26 protein-coding genes are annotated in these 17000 nt (G+C 62.6%); 16 read left to right on the forward strand and 10 right to left on the reverse strand.

Annotated features, from left to right (window positions below; genetic code table 11):
* The first annotated feature begins 46 nt into the window (after positions 1-46).
* The 4 genes from K3136_RS10390 (at position 47) to K3136_RS10405 (ending at position 2683) form a co-directional block, all read left to right on the forward strand.
* Complete coding sequence (locus K3136_RS10390; RefSeq protein WP_221430245.1) at positions 47-904, forward strand: hypothetical protein; 858 nt, start codon at positions 47-49, stop codon at positions 902-904.
* A 57-nt stretch (positions 905-961) separates the two neighbouring features.
* Positions 962-1531, forward strand: coding sequence for a hypothetical protein (locus tag K3136_RS10395; RefSeq protein ID WP_221430246.1), 570 nt, complete (start codon positions 962-964; stop codon positions 1529-1531).
* A gap of 162 nt (positions 1532-1693) precedes the next feature.
* Positions 1694-2257, forward strand: coding sequence for a hypothetical protein (locus K3136_RS10400; protein WP_221430247.1), 564 nt, complete (start codon positions 1694-1696; stop codon positions 2255-2257).
* Positions 2258-2338: 81 nt separating this feature from the next.
* Positions 2339-2683 carry an HPF/RaiA family ribosome-associated protein gene (locus tag K3136_RS10405; RefSeq protein ID WP_221430248.1) on the forward strand — a complete coding sequence of 115 codons (345 nt, stop codon included), beginning with the start codon at positions 2339-2341 and terminating at the stop codon, positions 2681-2683.
* A 45-nt stretch (positions 2684-2728) separates the two neighbouring features.
* Here K3136_RS10405 and K3136_RS10410 read toward each other — a convergent pair whose 3' ends face one another.
* Together K3136_RS10410 and K3136_RS10415 are read right to left on the reverse strand one after the other, a co-directional pair.
* Positions 2729-3175, reverse strand: coding sequence for a hypothetical protein (locus K3136_RS10410; RefSeq protein ID WP_221430249.1), 447 nt, complete (start codon positions 3173-3175; stop codon positions 2729-2731).
* A 31-nt stretch (positions 3176-3206) separates the two neighbouring features.
* Positions 3207-3671 carry a YaiI/YqxD family protein gene (locus K3136_RS10415; RefSeq protein WP_221430250.1) on the reverse strand — a complete coding sequence of 155 codons (465 nt, stop codon included), beginning with the start codon at positions 3669-3671 and terminating at the stop codon, positions 3207-3209.
* A 224-nt stretch (positions 3672-3895) separates the two neighbouring features.
* Between K3136_RS10415 and K3136_RS10420 the strand changes: the two genes are divergently transcribed.
* Positions 3896-4108 carry a cold-shock protein gene (locus K3136_RS10420; RefSeq protein WP_221430251.1) on the forward strand — a complete coding sequence of 71 codons (213 nt, stop codon included), beginning with the start codon at positions 3896-3898 and terminating at the stop codon, positions 4106-4108.
* Between the two features lie 87 nt (positions 4109-4195).
* Positions 4196-4411, forward strand: a complete 216-nt coding sequence (locus K3136_RS10425; RefSeq protein WP_221430252.1) for a hypothetical protein — start codon at positions 4196-4198, stop codon at positions 4409-4411.
* 31 nt (positions 4412-4442) lie between these two features.
* Here K3136_RS10425 and K3136_RS10430 read toward each other — a convergent pair whose 3' ends face one another.
* Positions 4443-5012, reverse strand: coding sequence for a lipocalin family protein (locus tag K3136_RS10430; protein WP_221430253.1), 570 nt, complete (start codon positions 5010-5012; stop codon positions 4443-4445).
* A gap of 192 nt (positions 5013-5204) precedes the next feature.
* Between K3136_RS10430 and K3136_RS10435 the strand changes: the two genes are divergently transcribed.
* Positions 5205-5774, forward strand: coding sequence for a fasciclin domain-containing protein (locus tag K3136_RS10435; RefSeq protein WP_221430254.1), 570 nt, complete (start codon positions 5205-5207; stop codon positions 5772-5774).
* A gap of 81 nt (positions 5775-5855) precedes the next feature.
* Here K3136_RS10435 and K3136_RS10440 read toward each other — a convergent pair whose 3' ends face one another.
* Positions 5856-6452, reverse strand: a complete 597-nt coding sequence (locus K3136_RS10440; protein ID WP_221430255.1) for a hypothetical protein — start codon at positions 6450-6452, stop codon at positions 5856-5858.
* 213 nt (positions 6453-6665) lie between these two features.
* Here K3136_RS10440 and K3136_RS10445 point away from each other — a divergent pair, with 213 nt between their 5' ends.
* The 6 genes from K3136_RS10445 (at position 6666) to K3136_RS10470 (ending at position 11618) form a co-directional block, all read left to right on the forward strand.
* Positions 6666-7571, forward strand: a complete 906-nt coding sequence (locus K3136_RS10445; protein ID WP_221430256.1) for a hypothetical protein — start codon at positions 6666-6668, stop codon at positions 7569-7571.
* Positions 7572-7637: 66 nt separating this feature from the next.
* Positions 7638-9401, forward strand: a complete 1764-nt coding sequence (locus K3136_RS10450; RefSeq protein WP_221430257.1) for a tetratricopeptide repeat-containing sulfotransferase family protein — start codon at positions 7638-7640, stop codon at positions 9399-9401.
* A 37-nt stretch (positions 9402-9438) separates the two neighbouring features.
* The gene (locus tag K3136_RS10455) at positions 9439-10389 is read left to right on the forward strand and encodes an alpha/beta hydrolase fold domain-containing protein (RefSeq protein WP_247711329.1); all 951 of its coding nucleotides are present in this window, start codon (positions 9439-9441) and stop codon (positions 10387-10389) included.
* The gene (locus K3136_RS10460; protein ID WP_221430258.1) at positions 10386-10817 is read left to right on the forward strand and encodes a COG3650 family protein; all 432 of its coding nucleotides are present in this window, start codon (positions 10386-10388) and stop codon (positions 10815-10817) included. The genes K3136_RS10455 and K3136_RS10460 overlap by 4 nt, the downstream gene beginning before the upstream one ends.
* On the forward strand, positions 10814-11173 hold the full coding sequence (locus tag K3136_RS10465) for a hypothetical protein (RefSeq protein WP_221430259.1): 360 nt from the start codon (positions 10814-10816) through the stop codon (positions 11171-11173). The genes K3136_RS10460 and K3136_RS10465 overlap by 4 nt, the downstream gene beginning before the upstream one ends.
* Positions 11166-11618: a DUF3429 domain-containing protein gene (locus K3136_RS10470; protein WP_221430260.1), complete on the forward strand. Its 453-nt coding sequence runs from the start codon at positions 11166-11168 to the stop codon at positions 11616-11618. Before K3136_RS10465 ends, K3136_RS10470 begins: the two co-directional genes overlap by 8 nt.
* Here the strand turns inward: K3136_RS10470 and K3136_RS10475 are convergent.
* Both K3136_RS10475 and K3136_RS10480 read right to left on the reverse strand, forming a co-directional pair.
* On the reverse strand, positions 11615-11944 hold the full coding sequence (locus K3136_RS10475; protein WP_221430261.1) for an Mpo1-like protein: 330 nt from the start codon (positions 11942-11944) through the stop codon (positions 11615-11617). The two genes, K3136_RS10470 and K3136_RS10475, sit on opposite strands and share 4 nt — an antisense overlap.
* Before the next feature lie 17 nt (positions 11945-11961).
* A complete protein-coding gene (locus K3136_RS10480; protein WP_221430262.1) occupies positions 11962-13386 on the reverse strand; it encodes a S41 family peptidase in 1425 nt (474 codons plus the stop codon).
* A 248-nt stretch (positions 13387-13634) separates the two neighbouring features.
* On the opposite strand from K3136_RS10480, the gene K3136_RS10485 reads away from it, so the two are divergent.
* On the forward strand, positions 13635-14216 hold the full coding sequence (locus K3136_RS10485; protein WP_247711330.1) for a YbhB/YbcL family Raf kinase inhibitor-like protein: 582 nt from the start codon (positions 13635-13637) through the stop codon (positions 14214-14216).
* A gap of 32 nt (positions 14217-14248) precedes the next feature.
* A complete protein-coding gene (locus tag K3136_RS10490) occupies positions 14249-14500 on the forward strand; it encodes an SWIB/MDM2 domain-containing protein (RefSeq protein WP_221430264.1) in 252 nt (83 codons plus the stop codon).
* Here the strand turns inward: K3136_RS10490 and K3136_RS10495 are convergent, their stop codons facing one another.
* Together K3136_RS10495 and K3136_RS10500 are read right to left on the reverse strand one after the other, a co-directional pair.
* Entirely contained in the window at positions 14501-14905 is a 405-nt protein-coding gene (locus K3136_RS10495) for a DoxX family protein (RefSeq protein WP_221430265.1), read from the reverse strand.
* Complete coding sequence (locus tag K3136_RS10500; protein ID WP_221430266.1) at positions 14902-15192, reverse strand: DUF427 domain-containing protein; 291 nt, start codon at positions 15190-15192, stop codon at positions 14902-14904. The genes K3136_RS10495 and K3136_RS10500 overlap by 4 nt, the downstream gene beginning before the upstream one ends.
* Positions 15193-15273: 81 nt before the next feature.
* Between K3136_RS10500 and K3136_RS10505 the strand changes: the two genes are divergently transcribed.
* On the forward strand, positions 15274-16551 hold the full coding sequence (locus K3136_RS10505; protein ID WP_425594354.1) for a dipeptidase: 1278 nt from the start codon (positions 15274-15276) through the stop codon (positions 16549-16551).
* Positions 16552-16570: 19 nt separating this feature from the next.
* Here K3136_RS10505 and K3136_RS10510 read toward each other — a convergent pair whose 3' ends face one another.
* Both K3136_RS10510 and K3136_RS10515 read right to left on the reverse strand, forming a co-directional pair.
* Complete coding sequence (locus tag K3136_RS10510; RefSeq protein ID WP_221430267.1) at positions 16571-16762, reverse strand: DUF3008 family protein; 192 nt, start codon at positions 16760-16762, stop codon at positions 16571-16573.
* Between the two features lie 4 nt (positions 16763-16766).
* Complete coding sequence (locus K3136_RS10515) at positions 16767-16994, reverse strand: hypervirulence associated TUDOR domain-containing protein (RefSeq protein WP_221430268.1); 228 nt, start codon at positions 16992-16994, stop codon at positions 16767-16769.
* Positions 16995-17000 lie beyond the last annotated feature (6 nt).

The following is a 17000-nucleotide window of genomic DNA, read 5'->3' on the forward strand; positions in this document are numbered from 1 at the left end:
TGCGGCTTTGATCTAGGGCGTTAGCTCCGTTTGGGGGGCGACGACTATGAAGAGTTCCGTTTTTCTGTTCGCATTTCCTGTGGCTCTTGGAGTAACCGCTTGCTCCGCATCTGCGCAAACCGAAGACCAGTTTGCCGCAGAGATGAGAAGTCGGGTCACCTCATTGGAGGGTATCGATGGCGCCATTACTTCCCGCGAGGATGACCCGCTGGAATTGAAGCTGGTGGATCCTGACGGGAATGAACGACTGATCAACCTCCACCGGATTTGGACCTTCTGTCAAAACAATACCGCGGCGGATTGCGCGACCGTGAAAGAAGAGTTTCTCGAGAAGATAACGGCGGCAGTTCCCGAGATGTCGAGGGAAACCCTGCGTCTGATCGTGCGTGACCGCGAATATTTTAGATACGTCAATAGTCTCAAAAACCCTGAAACCGGAGAGTCCCCATCGGTTATTTATCGCCAGATCGGTTCGGACCTTTTTGCACTTCTCGCAAATGACGGTCCTGAAACGATAGCCCTGGTAACCCAGGACCATCTTGAAGAACTCATGCTCTCGGAAGCTGAAGCGTGGGACATGGCTGAACGGCAGACTGCCGACGTCCTGCCGAAGTTGCCCAAGGCCGACGACATCAGGAATACCGGCGTTGCATTCGAGGATTTCGAATATCTGGGCAGCCTGATACTCGACCTGAAAAGCTGGGCCGCAATTTCGGACGAGGTGGGCGAGGACATGGTCATGACCGTGGTTTCCGATCAGTTCGTCCTGTTTGGCACTATGCCCGATGGCCCAGACCTCGCTTCGTTCCGGCAGACGGTGGCCGACGATTGTCGAATGCAGCAGCGCTGTATCTCGCCAAATATCTATCGCTTCCGGCAGGGACGTTGGGAAGCAATCCGGTAGGATATTTCGTTCGGAGAACGCTTTCCTACTCCGCCAAAATCTGCCTTATCCTTCCGGATGAGCACCGACAAAAGCACCGCCCTCACCACCACGCCCGCAATTCGCCCAAAGCACAGGCACGACGGCTGGACTGTCGAGCGCCAGACCACATTCCTGCGCGAGCTGGCTGCCTCGCATTCGGTCCGGAAGGCGGCCAAGGCGGCGGGGATGAGCCGGCAATCGGCCTATGGCCTGCGCGCGCGGTTGAAGGGGGAGCCGTTCGACCTTGCGTGGAATGCCGCGCTGCGCTGCCGCTTCGATGCGCTGGCGGAAGCGGCGATGGACCGGGCCCTCAACGGGGTGGAGGTGCCGCATTTCTACAAGGGCGAGCTGGTCCACATCTCGCGCCGCTATGACGAGCGGCTGACGGTGGCGCTGCTCGCCATGCAGGAGCGGTTTCGCGGGCCGCAGCATTACAGCTCGCATCCTGCCGCCATGTTCGAACCGCAGGAATTCGGCCCCTTGCTCGAGCGCGTGGAGAGCGGTCCCGAGACCTGGCAGGATGAAATCTACGCCCGCCTCGAAGACAATCTGCCGGAGGTGGACGAGGATGAGGATGAGGATTTCGAGGATTGGGAGGCGGATTGATCTTGCGCGCGTGTCAACTTCGCATGGCCCTGCAAAAAGGCCGGATTTGTGTGGGTTTCAGCCGGGGAGGACCGGGTGAAAGGGTGTCAATTGTGTCAACTTCGCTGCTGCGAATTGGCGACAATCGGGCCGCGATAGACTAGGCTGCGCGGCCAGTAGACGATGGCCGACTATCTGATCTTTTTCGCCCTCGTGCTGGGCATCAACCTGCTGCCCGCCTTCGGGCCGCCGACCTGGTCGATCATCGCGCTTTATGCCTTCAACAGCGATCTCGAACTTGTCCCGCTGGTGCTGCTCGGCGCGATTGCCGCTGCAAGCGGGCGTTTCCTGCTGGCGCATGCGACACGGCTGCTTGGCGCGCGATACCTGTCGGACAGGATACAGGCGAACCTCGATGCCGCGCGCGAGGCGCTGGAGAAACGCCGCCGCAACAGCCTGCTCGCGCTCGGCCTCTTTGCGCTGTCGCCGGTGCCATCGGCGCAATTGTTCGAAGCGGCGGGACTGACGCGCCTTCGCCTCCTGCCGTTTACTGCCGCCTTCTTTGCGGGCCGCATCGTGAGTTATTCGATCTACGGCTACACCGCGCAAGGCATCCGCTCGACCAGCATGGGCGAGGTGTTGCGCGAAGGGTTGGGCAGCGCATTCGGCATCGCGATCCAGGTGGCGATGCTTGCCGCACTGGTGCTGCTGGCACATATCGACTGGCGCAAGCGCTTGGGGCTTTAACTTGCGCGCCTTGCCCCCTTCCATCCCGCCCGATCGTCCCCATGTCGGTTGGAGAGAGAATAGAAAGAGGAGCGAAGCGCTATGCAGGTCCAGTTTAATTCCGACAGCAGTGTCATGGGGACGGCAAACGTCGCCGAACGTATCGAAGCCAACGTCCGTGACAAGCTGTCGCGTTTCTCCGAACGGCTGACGCGGGTGGAAATCCACGTGCGTGACGAGAACGGGCCCAAGCACGGGGCCGACGACAAGGCCTGCATGATCGAGGCGCGCCCGCGTGGTGGTCGTGCCATCGGCGTGACCGAGCATGCGAGCAAGGTGGACGATGCGGCGAGCAAGGCCGCGCGCACGCTCGCCCAGCGTCTCGAGCGCCACTTCGGCAAGGAAAGCCGCCACGGCCATGATCCGCGTCCCGACAAGGTGATGTAAACAGCAAAGGGCAGGGTGGCGCCGCCCTGGTGCGGCGCTGCCTGCCTACGCTTCGGCGCGGAGCCTCCACCACATGATGCCCCACGCCGCGATCGTCAGGGCAAGCAGGCCGATCTTCGGGTTCACCACCTGGTAGTTCAGGAACATGGCGCCGTGCAGCGCGAGGTAGATCGCGATCAGCACCAGCCCCGCCTTGCGCCGCGCGGCGAGATAGAGCGCAGCGCCCGACGCCAGGATCACGCCCATCACGGCGATCAGGCCGAAATAGAAGGCAACGCTCCACGCCATGAACGCCTGGGGTTCGTGTTGTGCGAGGAAGGTCCTGGTTTCGCCCAGCGCTTCAGCCATTTCGCCCATTGCCGGCCACCAGCCGAGTTCTGCCCCCAGCATGGCGCTGCCGACACCAAGGCGTACCAGCCCGAAGGCGAGAAAGCCCGATGCGAGCAGGACGGCAAGGATGCGGAGCCACTTTGACGCGAGGGAAGGAGTCATGGTGTATTGCTAAGGTAATGCACCCGAGCAGTCAACCAGCGCGTTCGAGGTCCACCACGATTCGGTCGAGCGATTGCAGGAAGCGCGAGCGGTCGGCCTTGCTGAAGGGCGGCGGGCCGCCTCCGATACCGTCCATTCCGGCGCGCAGGTCTTCCATGATCGCGCGGGTCGCGACTGCCGAACCTATACTGGCAAGGTCGAAAGGCTTGCCGTTGTGCGCAAGGACCGTCGCCCCTGCCTTCAGGCAACGCTCTGCCAGCAGGATATCGGCAGTGATCACCACGCTGCGCGGACCGGCATTCTCCGCAATCCAGTCGTCCGCCGCATCGAAGCTATCGCTCACCACCACGCGCTTCACGCGCTCGCTGACCGGCACTCTGAAAGGCGAGTTGCTGACCACGCGGACATGTGCCTTGTAGCGCTGGGCCACGCGATAGATCTCCTCCTTCACGGGGCAGGCATCGGCATCGACGAGAATGGTGACGGGGTCGCTCATCCAGCAATCGTTAGGCGTTTCGCGCCGCACGTGCTACCGCGCCGCCGCTGACGTCGAAATTTGCGACGGACTTCGGATTTTGACGACGCCGCTTGCCGCAGAGCCTTCGCGCTCATGGCCCCGGCGAAAACCAGACGACGACTTCCTTTCTTCGGACGATTTTAAGCACGACCGCAAGCGCATGTCGCGCGGCGGAAACTCTACGTTCTCGAAAGGAACATCCTATGGCCAAGACTGGCACCGTAAAATTCTTCAACGCCGACAAGGGCTATGGCTTCATCCAGCCCGACGACGGTTCGGCCGACAGCTTCGTGCACATCACCGCGGTGCAGGCTGCGGGCATGCAGACGCTCGATAAGGAACAGCGTCTCAATTACGAAGTCGAGCAGGGACGCAACGGCAAGGAAAGCGCCGTGAACCTCTCGGCTGCGGACTGACCCCGCATGCGATGATGCGCACCGGGCCGGGCCTCCCGGTTCCGGTGCGCTTTTGAATTCCCGATTTCCCAGCGGAGCCATCCACGCATGAGCCAATCCTACGAATTCTACTGCAGCCGCGCGGACGAAGCAGCTGCAGACGCAGAGGCTGCAACGCTAGCGAATGTACGTGAGCGTGCGTTGAGATCGGAAGCGACATGGCGCGGGCTTGCCGAGCAGGCACGGGCGGTTGCCGAGCAGCGCCAGAAGATCGAGGAAAAGAAGGCCGAAGAACGCGCTGCACTGGAAGCGCAAGCCAACTGATCCTGGAAGTTTCAGCCTACCTCATAGTCCACTAGGAAAACGGCTGCTTTGTCAGCCGAACCAAACTCCAGTCGTAGCCCAATTCCTTCACCCGGCTTTCCAGCAGGGCGCGTATTTCCTGCGAAGGCTGCGGTTCGCGGGTCAGCATCCAGAGATATCGGCCAGTGGGCTCACCGACGATCGACCAGCTGTACATGCCGTCGGCATCCAGCGGACCGCGGTCAAGCACCCAGTAATCGCCATAAAAGGGTCCGAAGAAGCTGACCTTCAACTTCGCACCTTCGCTGTCCTCCACAATCTTCGCGCGCCCGGTCGACTGCTCGAACTCGCCATCGAGCGAGCCTTTGAAGCATGAGTTCACGACGCGAATCTTTCCGTCATCGCGGAGCGAATAGTCTGCCGTCACCCCTTCGCAGTCGCGCTGGAAGGGCGCCTCGTAGCGGCCGTATTCGTACCACTTGCCGAGATAGGCATCGATGGCCACTGCCTTGGCTGGCTGGGGGACGGCCGGGTTCCCGACGGGGCCGGGTTTTCCGACGCATGCTACCAGAGCGATACTGGTTGCGAGGAGGGCGAGATAGGCGCGCTTCGGCAAGGTCATGACGGGTCAACCGCAGCTCGCAGGCGCAGTTCCGGCTTCTCGCAAATGCGCCTCATCTCGCCAGCGGCTCGTCTCGACATAATATTGCCGAAATTCGAAACATCCGCAGCGGCCCAGCGTTCGTATCTTGAAGCACCAGCCGGGTGAGCCGGCTGTCGTTATGCTTAAAAATACACGCAAAAGGGAATTATCATGAACAAGCTGACCATTGCGCTCGCCTCTGCCGCATCGCTGGCAATTGCTGCCTGCGGTGAAGCACCGGCCGAAGAAGATTACGACACCACTGCAGACACGACCGCGAACGCCGAAGCGCAAACCGGCACCATTGTCGAAGTCGCCCAGGGTAACGAAGATTTCTCGACCCTCGTGAGCGCCGTCACGGCAGCTGGCCTTGGCGAAACGCTGTCGGGTGAAGGCCCGTTCACCGTCTTTGCACCGACCAATGAAGCGTTCGGCAAGATCGACGAAGCCACGCTGACCGAACTTACGACCAACGACACCGAAACGCTGGGTGCAATCCTCCAGTACCACGTTGTCCCGGGTAACGTCGACGCAGCCACGCTGACGCAGGCCATCACCGAAGCCGGTGAAGGTGGTTACACCATCGATACCGTTGGTGGCGGAACGCTGACTGCCAATGTGGTCGATGGCAACGTCGTCCTGACCGATGCAGCAGGTGGCACCTCGACCGTCACCGCGACCGATGTTCCAGCCTCGAACGGCGTGATCCACGTGATCGACACCGTCCTGATGCCGCAGTAATCGCGGCTGATAGACGCCAAAAGAAAGGCGGCCCTTCGCGGGGCCGCCTTTTTCTTTGGGCAGATGTGTTTGCGACCGACCTTATTCGCGTGCTGCCAGGGCAGCGGTCACATCGATGGTCTTGGCATTGCCGGTGCTCGGCTCGCGCGGCGAGGCTTGTGCTTCCGGTTGGTTAATCACGGCAGGCTCGGCAAGCGCCATGGGCGCTTCGGCACGCGTTGCACGCTGGCCGGTGTATGCTGGCGGTGCAGCCTGCTGGCGCTCTTCCAGGCGGACCTGGTATTCGGCGCGGCTGCCGGTGAAGGCGAGCAGCGCTTCTTCGCGAGCGAGCCGTTCGGCATCGGCGGAGGCATAAAATTCGCCATACTCGCCCGCCATTTCGACGCGGTCACCGCCACGCTCGTCCCACCAGGCATCGTCGCGCGACCCGCGCATCCGGCCATGAAGCGCAAGCTCGGCTACTTCGATCGTGCCGTCGGGCGTTTTGAGGGGATAGTGGTCGGGCGGGCGTTCGCCGGTGCGTAAATCGGCATTGCCGGCGGTCACCACCTGCGCTTCGGGTAGCGTATCGTAGCGATCGCGTTCGAGGATGCGGCTGTCGCCGATTGCAGCGCCGCTGAGGGCGCCTGCCATGGTAATCAGGACCACCGCACCCGCAACATGGGGGGCGTATTTCATCGTCTGTCTCCGCAAGATGCGTCTTGCTGTCCAAACGCTCGACCACTGGCAGGCGTTCCTGCGGCACCGGCTCCCCGGGTTTCACCCCTCCTTAAGGACGCGCGGTAAAGGCGATGCAATGGTTTGCCGTCACAGTTAATGCCACAGTGAGAAATTGCCGCTATGGAATGCGCGTGAGCCCCTTCAGGGGAAGATTCAGAGTACGGACGAGCGATGCACGAGCTACAGAGACTTTTCGCGACCCAGGAGGGTGAACAGGCCTGGGAAGCAGAAATGCGCCAGTCGTTCCACGAGGGCGATCTGGAGAACCTGCGCAAGTATCTGGTCATGTCGCTCGAGGCCCTCGACACGCCGCTCGCGCAGCAGTGCCTTGCCACCAATTCGCGCAGCATCGAATTCGAAGGCTGGGACGATCTGGCCGATGCGATCGAAATCAACGAAGGCGATCCGATCACCGGCGTGACCATCGCGATCGCCAACGATCCCGACAAGGCCTTCGACAAGGGTCAGGAAATCCGTCCCTACATGCTGCTCGGCATCTATGGCGATGAACCTTTCTCCTTCAGCAAGGCCAACACGCCCCAGCTGCTGGCCGAAGCCGCCAATCCGGAAGGTCCGGCATGGGCAGGCTATGACGAGGACATCGAGGTCTTTCTCGATTGCGAGGGCCTCGACGCGCTCAACACCGCGCTCGTCTTTCACAAGGAGCGCCACTTCTTCCGCGACGAAGCACCCGAACAGGCGCCGCGCCGCTATGTCGAGTTCGTGCTCGCCTGCTGGTGGCGGGCGCTGCTCTTCCACGAAGCGGTCCAGCATACGAGCCGGTCGCGGCCGCTGCCCGGCGGTGTCCCGGTACTGGCCGGCATGGTCGACATGCGCCCCGAAGTGATGATGGTTCACGGCATCGAATGGCGCGAGACACTGGGCGCAAATGCGGAAGCGCTGGCAGGCGCCGAAATGCCCGAGATGCTTCCCGAAAGCATGATCAGCCGCAAGGAAGTGGTGGAAGAGAAGGCCCCGACCGGCCTCGACCTTCGCCGCCGCGTGGCCGAAGCCGAGCCGGAAGAGGAAGTGCCGGAAAAGAAGAGCCTCGTGGGCAGGTTGTTCCGCAAAGGCTGACCCCGCGACGTTGACAGCCGACCTCGTGCTGCGCACCAGCGGGTGCATGGCGGACGGACAGACTTCGTGACAGCGGCTCTCGACAAGGCAGAATTGGCCCTTCGCTCCGGTAAGGTCGCCGAAGCCTGCGCGATCCTTGAAGGCGCGTTGTCGAACCAACTCTCGCAGGGCGAGAGAGCCGAGGCGCTCTCGATGCTCGGCATGGCCCGCCTGTCCGGCGGAGATCCCGCAAACGCATTGGCACCTTTGGCAGAAGCAGTCTCGCTCGACCCGGGCGAGGGCATGTTCCGCTACAATCACGCAATGGGTCTGGAGGCCGCAGGCAAGATAGCCGAGGCGATCGCAGAACACCGCGAGGCGGTGAGGCTATCGGACGGAATGGGCCCGCTCGTGATCGCGCTGGTGCGGGCGTTACTCAAGGGTGGAGCCTTCGCCGAAGCGGCCGAGCGGATTGCCCCGCTTGCCGCTGCACCCTCGGCACCGCTGCAAGTGCGCCAGCTTCATGTCGAGGCGCTGCGCGGAAGCGGCGACTTGCATGGCGCATGGGACGCGGTCCAGCCCCTGCTGGCTGAGGATCTCGGCTCCGCCAACGCCGCGCAGCGCTCGGCAGCCTTGCTGGCAGCGCGCATTGCGACCGATGCCCAGTATTACGATCAGGCGGAAGAGCTGGCGAGCGGTCTCCTCGCCGCAGCCCCGGGGGACGCTGCGGCTGCGGCTGTCCTTGCGCCGCTCGTTCTCTGGTCGCAGGGCAGCGAGGCCGCTCGCGGAGTGATCGAGCAAGCGATTGCGGCAGGGGGACCGAGCCCGGAGCTCCTGATCCAACTGCTCGGTTTCGGAAAGGATGTGCCGGAGAGCTCGGTCGATGCTGCGCTGGAGATGGCTGGCAACGAGCGGCTTCACCCCTATCACCGTTCCCAGTTACACATGGCCTTGGCCCAGCATTACGGCCAGAAGGTCGATGCCGGGAAGGCTTGGGAACACGCGGTAACCGGCAACCGCTTGTCGCCATCGGGGGCGCGGCGTGACTGGCGCGGGCTGCTCGATGCCCAGCTGGCGATCTACCGCGATACGTCCGATGTTCCGCAACCGGATGGCGACCCGCGCCACTTCTACCTGTGCGGCGCGCCGCGATCGGGACAGTCCCTCGTCCAGTCGATCCTGGCAGCTTCTCTGGACGTCACCTCGGTCGGCGAACGCGGCGCGCTGCTGCCCCATTTGCTCGACCCGAGCCGGCAACTCGCCGCAATGCCCCGGCCAGAGCGCGAGCGCCTGTTTTCACAGCTGTCCGAGGCCGATACACGCGGGATCGCGCGCCTTGCCGCCTCATCGGGCTGGATCGTCGACAAGAACCCCGTCCAGCTGGTCGTCGCCGGTTCGCTGGCACGCATCCATCCCGGCGCCGTCTTCGCGGCAAACTTCCGCGACCCGGGCGATGTTGCCGTGTCCATTTTCCTTCGTGGCTTCTCCCCGTTCTACGATTACGCGACCAACCTCGGCGCGATCATCGACCATCTCGAACTGCTCGCCGATGCAGTGGCAGGCTGGCGCGGGGAGGGGCTGGAAATCCGAGCGCTTTCGCACGAAGCGCTTGTCGCGGACCCGGCAGGCCAATCGCAGGACCTCTTCGACTGGCTGGGTGTCGAGTGGCGCCAGGACTACCTCGATCCTGAAAGCCGCAAGACACCGGTGCCGACCTTCAGCGCAGCGCAGGTGCGCGAACCCATCCGCGAGGGCGTGTCGCAAGGGAGCACGCCTTATGCCGAGCATCTTGAACCTCATGCGGCACAGCTCGATCGCATTCGCGAGAAGCAGGCGGCTTTGCTCTCCTAGCGCTGGACGGCTTGCGCGCGCGCCGCGTCCCGCTAGGTTGCGCTCGCGCAAAGGGAGACCAGCCATAGTCAGCATCCGCGCCCGCCTTGTCGATTTCGCCCTGCCATTGCTCGGCATCAGGAAGTTCTTCGCCGAGCCCGACAAGCTCCTCGGCCGTATCGCGAAACTTCGCGAGCAGAAACCGATCCGCCCGCGCGGCAAGTGGCACAAGACCTTCGACATTTCCGAGGATAGCTCGCACGGTTATCCGGTGGTGACGATTGCACCGAAGGGCGGCGCACGGCCCGGCGCGCCGCATCTGATGTATTTGCACGGCGGCGGATACGTCATGGATATCGCGGCGGTTCACTGGGACGCCGTGGCGTGGCTGTGCGAAGAGCTGAGAGCTTCGGCGACCGTCCCGATCTATCCCTTGGCCCCCGAGGTCACGGCCGAGCGGACGATGGCCGCCATGCGCTCGCTCTATGCCGGGCTGGCGGAACGCTATGGCGCAGACAATCTGACTGTCATGGGAGACAGTGCAGGCGGTGGGATGTCGCTCGCGCTTGCGCAGAAGATCGACGCGGACGGCGGCGACCTTCCGGCAAGCCTCGTGCTATTCTCGCCCTGGGTCGATGCGACCGCGTCGGGAGAGGGGCAGAAGGAAATCGAGAAGCGCGACCGGATGCTGGCGGTCGCGGGGCTGGAAGCATGCGGCAGGCTCTATGCAGGCTCGCTCCCGCTCGACGACACCCGCGTCAGCCCGCTGTTCGGCAAACTCGACGGCCTGCCTCCGATGGCGATCTTTTCCGGCACGTCCGACATCCTGCTGGTCGACGGGCAACGGCTGGCCCAAAGGCTGGAGCAAGTCGGCCACAGGGACTACATCTACCGCGAGTACGAGCGCATGTTCCATGTCTGGATGCTGCTACCCGTCCCCGAGGGGCGGAAGGCCCTGAAGGAGACGGCCGCGTTCATCAGGAAACACCACGGAGACCACAGCGAATGATCAGACAAGCCCTTGTCCTCGCGGCCGCATCCATATCGCTTTCGGCATGCCAGTCTGGCGACGGAGAGCCGGGTTCCGGCCCGACCGACGCATTCGATGCGATCGGCGCGGAGGAGACAATCCATTTCACCGGAACCGAACCGTTCTGGGGAGGCGAGATTTCCGGCACCGAGGCGCGCTATTCGACACCGGAAAACCCGGATGGCACCGCGTTCGCTGTCCAAAGGTTCGCGGGCAACAACGGACTGGGCTTTACTGGCGCAATCATGGGCGCTCCGTTCGATCTTACCATTACGCCCGGGGACTGCTCCGACGGGATGAGCGACCGGACCTATCCCTATACCGCGACCCTGCTGCTTGGCGGCAACCAGCGCAATGGCTGTGCCTATACCGACGTTCAGGGTATTGCCGGACCCGAGAACCCGTGAGCGAAGCTTCGCCGGCCGGGCCAGGCTGGAAGGCGTTTTTCTGGGCGGCTTCCGCGTACAATATCGTGATCGGCCTCGGCGCATTCTTCGATGCCCGCTGGGCTTCGCCCGACGCGGTGGGGGCGGTGCTTATCTTCTGCTTCGGCATCGTCTACGCCCTCGTGGCGCGCGACCCGAGGCGGTTTGCGCCGGTGCTGGTCGCAGGGATCGTCGGTAAGGGGATGGTGGTCGCGATGCTCGCACCCCAGAACTGGTTCGGGAACGGGGAGGCCGCGATCGGACTTATCGTCGCAGGCGATTTGCTGTTCGCCATCGGTTTCGCCTGGTTCCTCTTGAAGGAGAAACGCAATGCGTGAGGTCCCTTCACGTGCACGATTGCTCGGGCTTGCCGGCCTGCTGCCGCAGATCGCCTGCCTGCTCGCGGTCTATCTCGGTCCGGCGGAGTGGCGGGAGACGGCACTCGTTACAGCTGCGCTCTATGCTGCGCTGATCCTCAGCTTCCTGGGCGGCACATGGTGGGGCCTCGCCGCCGGAGCGCCCGCTGCCGAGAGACGGTCCGCGCTTGGCTGGCTGTGGCTCGCAGCCGTGCTTCCAAGCCTCGTCGCGCTGGCCGCCCTCGCGCCGTTCGCACTCGGTTATACGGGCGCGGAACCGTCGCTGATGATGCTCGGAGGTGCGCTGCTCGTCGCGCTCGCGGTCGACGGGAGGCTGAGCAGCCTCGCCCCGCGCTGGTGGCTCAGCCTTCGCGTGCCGCTATCGATCGGGCTGGGCGTGCTGACCTTCCTGATCGCGCTGGGCTAGCTTTCGACGCCCGCCTTTTCGAGTTCGGGGCCAAGCCGTCCGGTCAGCCACAGCCACCACATGCGGAAATCCGCAGCTAGGCTCCACAAGGGGTAGGTGAAGGTCGCGGGACGGTTCTTCTCGACCCCGAAATGCGCGATCCAGGCAAAGAAGTAGCCTGCCACCGGCAGCGCGACGAACATCCACCACGTGCCGGTCAGCGCCGCGGCGATCGCGATCACGACGACCAGCGAGGTGCCGAAGTAGTGCAGGGCCCGTGTCGCGGGCTTCGAATGCTCGCGCAGGTAGAAGGGCCAGAACTGGGCAAAGCTCGTGTGTTCGCGCATCAGTCTGGCCCTTAACCTTAATAGACGCCAGGGTTCTCGTGCTGGACTACATTGGGAATTGCAGGCTGCAACAATTGCCTTGTGCTCGTGCGCTGCGCAGCGGTGTCATCCTTGGCGGTGATGGCCGTGCAGCTGCGTCCGGCAAGGAAATCGAGTGCGACCGAGATCGAAGCTTCGTTCGGATCGCCGAGCTGCGTGAAAATATCGTCGCCCGCCCGGCAGGTGTTCGGCATGACGCTCGCCAGGCCGCCATAATAGTCACCATCGCCATCGGCATTCACCGTACGGAAGGTGACCGCGCGAAGGCGATCATCGCAAGCAGAGCGGTCGAAGCCATCCTGGCCCACCGGTTTGCCATAGGTATCTTCGCCGATGAGAGCGATATTGTTGCCCAGGTAGGGGATCATCGAATTCGCAACGAGTTCGCTGGCCGAAGCCGTGCCCAAGCGTCCGATCACGGCGAGCTTCATGGTCTGGATCTGTTCGGGGCGTTCCTGGAACAGATGTCTGCGATCATTGCTCGATTTGCTAGAGCGGTAATTGGTATCGGAGAATACCTGCCCCTCGAGACCTTCACCCAAGAGATCGCCAAGCAGATTTGCCACATCGACAAGGCCGCCGCCATTGTAGCGAAAGTCGAGGATCACCTTTTCGATCCCCTGGTTGCGGAACTGCTGGAAGGCTTCTTGCAGCTGGGGGCCGGCATCCCGCACAATGAATGTGCGCAAATTGATGTAAGCCACGTCCTCGGTCCCGTCGTTCAGGATGACCGCGCCATAGCGGTCGGATAGCGGGTCGAGCGAATATTCGGCTTTGGTTACCGTGACATTCTGTTGCACGCCGGTCGGGCTCTGGATCACGAAGCTACGCGTCACCCCCGGATCGGAGGGGCCGAGCGCCTGGCTGACAGCTGCCGGACCACCGCTTGCCATCAGGCTGGAAACCGACTGGCCTTCGATCTGGAGCAGTTCGGTGCCTCGATCGAAACCCTGCGAAAACGCGGGCGCATTCTCGAAGGCCTCGGCGACGAAAACGCGATTGTTTACCGTGTCGTAGATCAGGCGGATGCCAAAGCCGGCGTTCGATCCATTGGCGATGAGATCGTTTTCTTCCTCGATCGAGGTGATGAAGGTGAAAGTCTTGCCGATGCCGTCCGGATCGAACACCGCATTGCCCGGCGCAGTGACTGCATTGAGGTAGCTCTGCAGGTCGTTGTAGGCCGACTTATCGACGCTGGTATCGAGCAGGTCGGGGAACAGATACCAATCCTCCAGCACCGAAAGTGCCCAGTCCTGGCGTTCCGATAAGGAGCAGGCTGCGCCGCCGACACCGCCACCTCCGCTACCGCCGCCGAAGGTTCCCCCTCCGGAACTGTCTCCGCCACCGCAGGCGGCAAGCGACAGGGCAAGCGTTGCTGAAAGGAATGCGCGACCCGATTTCATACCTGTTCTCCCCTCTCCGCGCCTGGTTTTCACGGAGGAATTCGGTGGGATAAGACTGCCCAATGAACACATGGTGAGCAACCGAATTGTCAAATGATGCCCTCTCCTGGGTGCTTTCGGTGGAAAACAGGGCGGTTTCGACGTGAAAACGGTGCAAATTGCCCCCTGCGCCATAGCAATTTGCGGATCGCTATGCCTAGCTTGCCCACCCAATGCGCAGATTGGCGCGAGAATCTTGGAGTAAAGAATTGAGTACGGGTGTACCCTCTTGGGTCCAGCAGGCAGTCGGAAGCGCAGTCGCAAAGCCGCTTACCTTCGGCGAAGTCGCCGAGGAAAAGTTGCTCGGCAAATCCGGTTTCGCGCTTAGCAGTCCGGCCTTCCGCCACGGCGGCGAACTCGATCCCAGCTTCACCGCAATTGAAGACGATGCGGTCGCGCCTCCGCTTGAATGGACCGCTCCCCCTCCGGGTACGCAGGAGCTCGCACTGGTCGTCGAGGACACGACCGACGGCAAGGTCCACTGGCTCGTATGGGGCCTCAAGGGCCAAAAGGGCGCTCTGTTCGAAGGCGAGGCTCCGCCGCGCACCGGCAAGAATGGCCAGGGCAATTCCGAATGGCTCCTGCCCGATCCTCCGCTGGGCGTCGAACATACCTACGTATTCCAGCTCTTTGCGCTCGACCTGCCGATGACGCTGATGCCCGGCGCGACGCATGAAGAGCTGGTCAAGAACATCAAGGGACACGTCACGGCTGCCGCGATCCTTGCTGCCCGTTTCGAAGGGCACGAGGTCGAGGAGCTGGACGCAGAAGACTTCGATATCGAAGATTAATGATAAGATTAGCCAACTGAAAGGAACCTGAAATGGCTGGCAAGAACAACGCACTGCAGAAGCCGGTGAATCTTTCGCCGCAGCTTGAGAACGTGGTCGGCAAGGGTCCCATGACCCGCGCCCAGGTCACGTCGAAAGTGTGGGATCACATCAAGGCGAACAACCTTCAGGATTCGAAGGACAAGCGCATGATCAATCCCGACGACAAGCTCGGCGCAGTCATCGGCAAGGAACAGATTTCCATGTTCAAGATGACCGGTGCCGTCTCGAAGCACATGTCGTAATTATGCGGAGCGGCGGCGCCACGGCCAGTCCGTGACGCCGCCGACCCACAGGGCCAGCCAGACAAGCACGGGCTGCGCGATCATGCGCGGTATGTGATAGGCAAGCCCAAGTCCCCCGCTATCGCGCGCCATATCCATGGCGAAATGATTGATATTCGCGGGGAAGACGCAGAATGCGTACAGCGCGAGGCCGATTGCGCCCGCTTTCTTCAAATTCACGGACCACGGCTGGACCAGCGCTGCTGCGCCGATCAGCTCTGCTATTCCGGTCCACAGCACGACCGCCTCAGGAGCGGGGACCCATTCCGGCATGATCGTGAGGAAGGGCTCGGGATTTGCGATATGGGCATATCCTGCCAGCGCATAGAAGGCCGCCAGCAGCCAGCACAGCGCGATACGGATCACTCTTCGGTGACCTCGACGCCGTTCCAGAAAGCTATGCGATCCTTGATCTGGGCCGCCTTTTCCTTGGGCGAGGGGTAATACCAGGCGGCGTCTTCGTTGATCGCCCCGCCCGCATTCACCGAATGATACTGCGCCGTTCCCTTCCATGGGCAGAATGTGGTTTTCTCGCTTGGGGTGAGGGCGCTGCGGGCAACATCGGAGGCGGGAAAATAGTGGTTCCCTTCCACCACGACGGTGTTGTCGCTGCGGGCGATCTCTTCCCCGTTCCACCGGGCCACGACGGTCATGTGCTGTCCCTTTCCATTGCCAGCGCTTTCGTTAGAAGAGCCATCGAAAAGCCCCAGGGTTCCGAACGGGAGAGAATTCGCGTGTCCACCAGCTATCGTTTCGCCGTACTTGCCGCCTTCGGCCTCGCTGCGTCCCCTCTTGCCGCGCAGGAAACGCCCGAAGAAGTCGCGGCGGCCGCGCTGGAAGCCGCACCCGTCTGGGACGGGCATAACGATGTTCCGATCCAGCTGCGCGCCCGCTTTGGCAACGAGATCGGCGATTTCGATTTCGTCGACACGCTGGATACCGAGACTGCCGAGCGCAAGGCCATGCACAGCGACATCGTCCGCCTGCGCCAGGGCAAGGTCGGGGCGCAATGGTGGTCGGTCTATGTGAGCGCATCGCTGGACGAGCCCGAGGCTGTCCAGATGACGCTGGAACAGATCGACGTCACCAAGCGCCTGATCGCTCAGAACCCCGATGCGCTGCAGCTCGCGCTGACTGCCGATGATGTGGAGGACGCCATTGCCAATGGCAGGATCGCATCGCTGATGGGGATGGAAGGCGGCCATTCGATCGGCAACAGCCTCGCCGTGCTGCGCCAGATGTATGATCTTGGCGCGCGCTACATGACGCTGACCCACGGGCGCACACTCGACTGGGCGGATAGCGCGACCGATGCGCCGCGCCATGGCGGATTGAACGAATTCGGCATGGACGTCGTGCGCGAGATGAACCGCATCGGCATGCTGGTGGACCTGAGCCATGTCAGCGAAGCAGCGATGCACGACGCGCTGGACGTCGCCCGCGCACCGGTGATTTTCAGCCACTCGGGCGCGCGCGCCGTGACCGGTCACCTGCGCAACGTACCGGACAGCGTGCTCGAGCGACTCCCGTTGAATGGCGGTATCGTGATGGTCGTCGCACTGCCGTGGTTCATCAACGAAGACCTGCGCAACCACGCCGCCAACCGTGCCGCCGAACAGGCCCGGCTCGAGGCGCTTTACGCCGGCCTCCCGGACGAAGTCGAAGCGCTCATGGCGAAATGGGATGCCGAGAACCGCGAGCCCGTCTCGACGATTTCCGACATGGCCGATCATATCGACCACATCCGCGAAGTAGCGGGGATCGATCACATCGGCATCGGCGGGGATTATGACGGCATGCCGCACGGGCCGGTCGGGATGGAAGATGTCACCGGCTATCCGGCTCTATTCGAAGAGCTTGCGCGGCGCGGCTATTCGCAGGCGGATCTCGAAAAGATCTCGATGCGCAACATGCTGCGCGTGATGCGCGAGGCGGAAGCCTATGCCGCCAGCCAGTCGGGTGCGGCGCCGATCGAATATCCGGCAGGCGCAGACCGCGACCCCAAGGACTGATCGCTAGGCGCAGCTGGGATTAGTCGTCATCGGCCGTTTCGGGCAGGTCGGAACGGTCGGTGGAGGCCATTTCCTCCAGCTCGTCCTCGGTCATGGATTCGTACATCTGCTTCGAGGCGCCCTGAAGGTCGCTTTTCGAAGTCTCGCCCCTTTTAGCCGACAGGGCAGCTCCTGCAGCCTGTTGCTGCGCCTTGCTGGTCGCTTTGGGCATGGCGTTAGTCCTGCGCTTCGAGTTCGCTGCCGCGCTTGAGCACTTCGTCGCCGTCTTCCTGCTTGATCAGGTAGGCCGGATTGTCTCCGTCACCGTCCTTGGTGACCTCGGTACCCTGAAGGGTGCGGGTTACCTCGCGTTCGAAACGCTCCTTGATCTGGCCCTTGCCTTCGCCGTCGCCCCAGTTCCATTTGACGTATTGGTCGGTCTGGAAGCTGTTGGAATTGCTCATCGGGTT

It is taken from the genome of Qipengyuania gelatinilytica (genome assembly GCF_019711315.1).
Taxonomy (GTDB): domain Bacteria; phylum Pseudomonadota; class Alphaproteobacteria; order Sphingomonadales; family Sphingomonadaceae; genus Qipengyuania; species Qipengyuania gelatinilytica.

Coding starts and splice junctions, on each gene's coding strand:
- K3136_RS10390 (WP_221430245.1), top strand. CDS start 47: ATGAAGAGTTCCGTTTTTCTGTTCGCATTTCCTGTGGCTCTTGGAGTA.
- K3136_RS10395 (WP_221430246.1), top strand. CDS start 962: ATGAGCACCGACAAAAGCACCGCCCTCACCACCACGCCCGCAATTCGC.
- K3136_RS10400 (WP_221430247.1), top strand. CDS start 1,694: ATGGCCGACTATCTGATCTTTTTCGCCCTCGTGCTGGGCATCAACCTG.
- K3136_RS10405 (WP_221430248.1), top strand. CDS start 2,339: ATGCAGGTCCAGTTTAATTCCGACAGCAGTGTCATGGGGACGGCAAAC.
- K3136_RS10410 (WP_221430249.1), bottom strand. CDS start 3,175: ATGACTCCTTCCCTCGCGTCAAAGTGGCTCCGCATCCTTGCCGTCCTG.
- K3136_RS10415 (WP_221430250.1), bottom strand. CDS start 3,671: ATGAGCGACCCCGTCACCATTCTCGTCGATGCCGATGCCTGCCCCGTG.
- K3136_RS10420 (WP_221430251.1), top strand. CDS start 3,896: ATGGCCAAGACTGGCACCGTAAAATTCTTCAACGCCGACAAGGGCTAT.
- K3136_RS10425 (WP_221430252.1), top strand. CDS start 4,196: ATGAGCCAATCCTACGAATTCTACTGCAGCCGCGCGGACGAAGCAGCT.
- K3136_RS10430 (WP_221430253.1), bottom strand. CDS start 5,012: ATGACCTTGCCGAAGCGCGCCTATCTCGCCCTCCTCGCAACCAGTATC.
- K3136_RS10435 (WP_221430254.1), top strand. CDS start 5,205: ATGAACAAGCTGACCATTGCGCTCGCCTCTGCCGCATCGCTGGCAATT.
- K3136_RS10440 (WP_221430255.1), bottom strand. CDS start 6,452: ATGAAATACGCCCCCCATGTTGCGGGTGCGGTGGTCCTGATTACCATG.
- K3136_RS10445 (WP_221430256.1), top strand. CDS start 6,666: ATGCACGAGCTACAGAGACTTTTCGCGACCCAGGAGGGTGAACAGGCC.
- K3136_RS10460 (WP_221430258.1), top strand. CDS start 10,386: ATGATCAGACAAGCCCTTGTCCTCGCGGCCGCATCCATATCGCTTTCG.
- K3136_RS10470 (WP_221430260.1), top strand. CDS start 11,166: ATGCGTGAGGTCCCTTCACGTGCACGATTGCTCGGGCTTGCCGGCCTG.
- K3136_RS10475 (WP_221430261.1), bottom strand. CDS start 11,944: ATGCGCGAACACACGAGCTTTGCCCAGTTCTGGCCCTTCTACCTGCGC.
- K3136_RS10480 (WP_221430262.1), bottom strand. CDS start 13,386: ATGAAATCGGGTCGCGCATTCCTTTCAGCAACGCTTGCCCTGTCGCTT.
- K3136_RS10490 (WP_221430264.1), top strand. CDS start 14,249: ATGGCTGGCAAGAACAACGCACTGCAGAAGCCGGTGAATCTTTCGCCG.
- K3136_RS10500 (WP_221430266.1), bottom strand. CDS start 15,192: ATGACCGTCGTGGCCCGGTGGAACGGGGAAGAGATCGCCCGCAGCGAC.
- K3136_RS10510 (WP_221430267.1), bottom strand. CDS start 16,762: ATGCCCAAAGCGACCAGCAAGGCGCAGCAACAGGCTGCAGGAGCTGCC.
- K3136_RS10515 (WP_221430268.1), bottom strand. CDS start 16,994: ATGAGCAATTCCAACAGCTTCCAGACCGACCAATACGTCAAATGGAAC.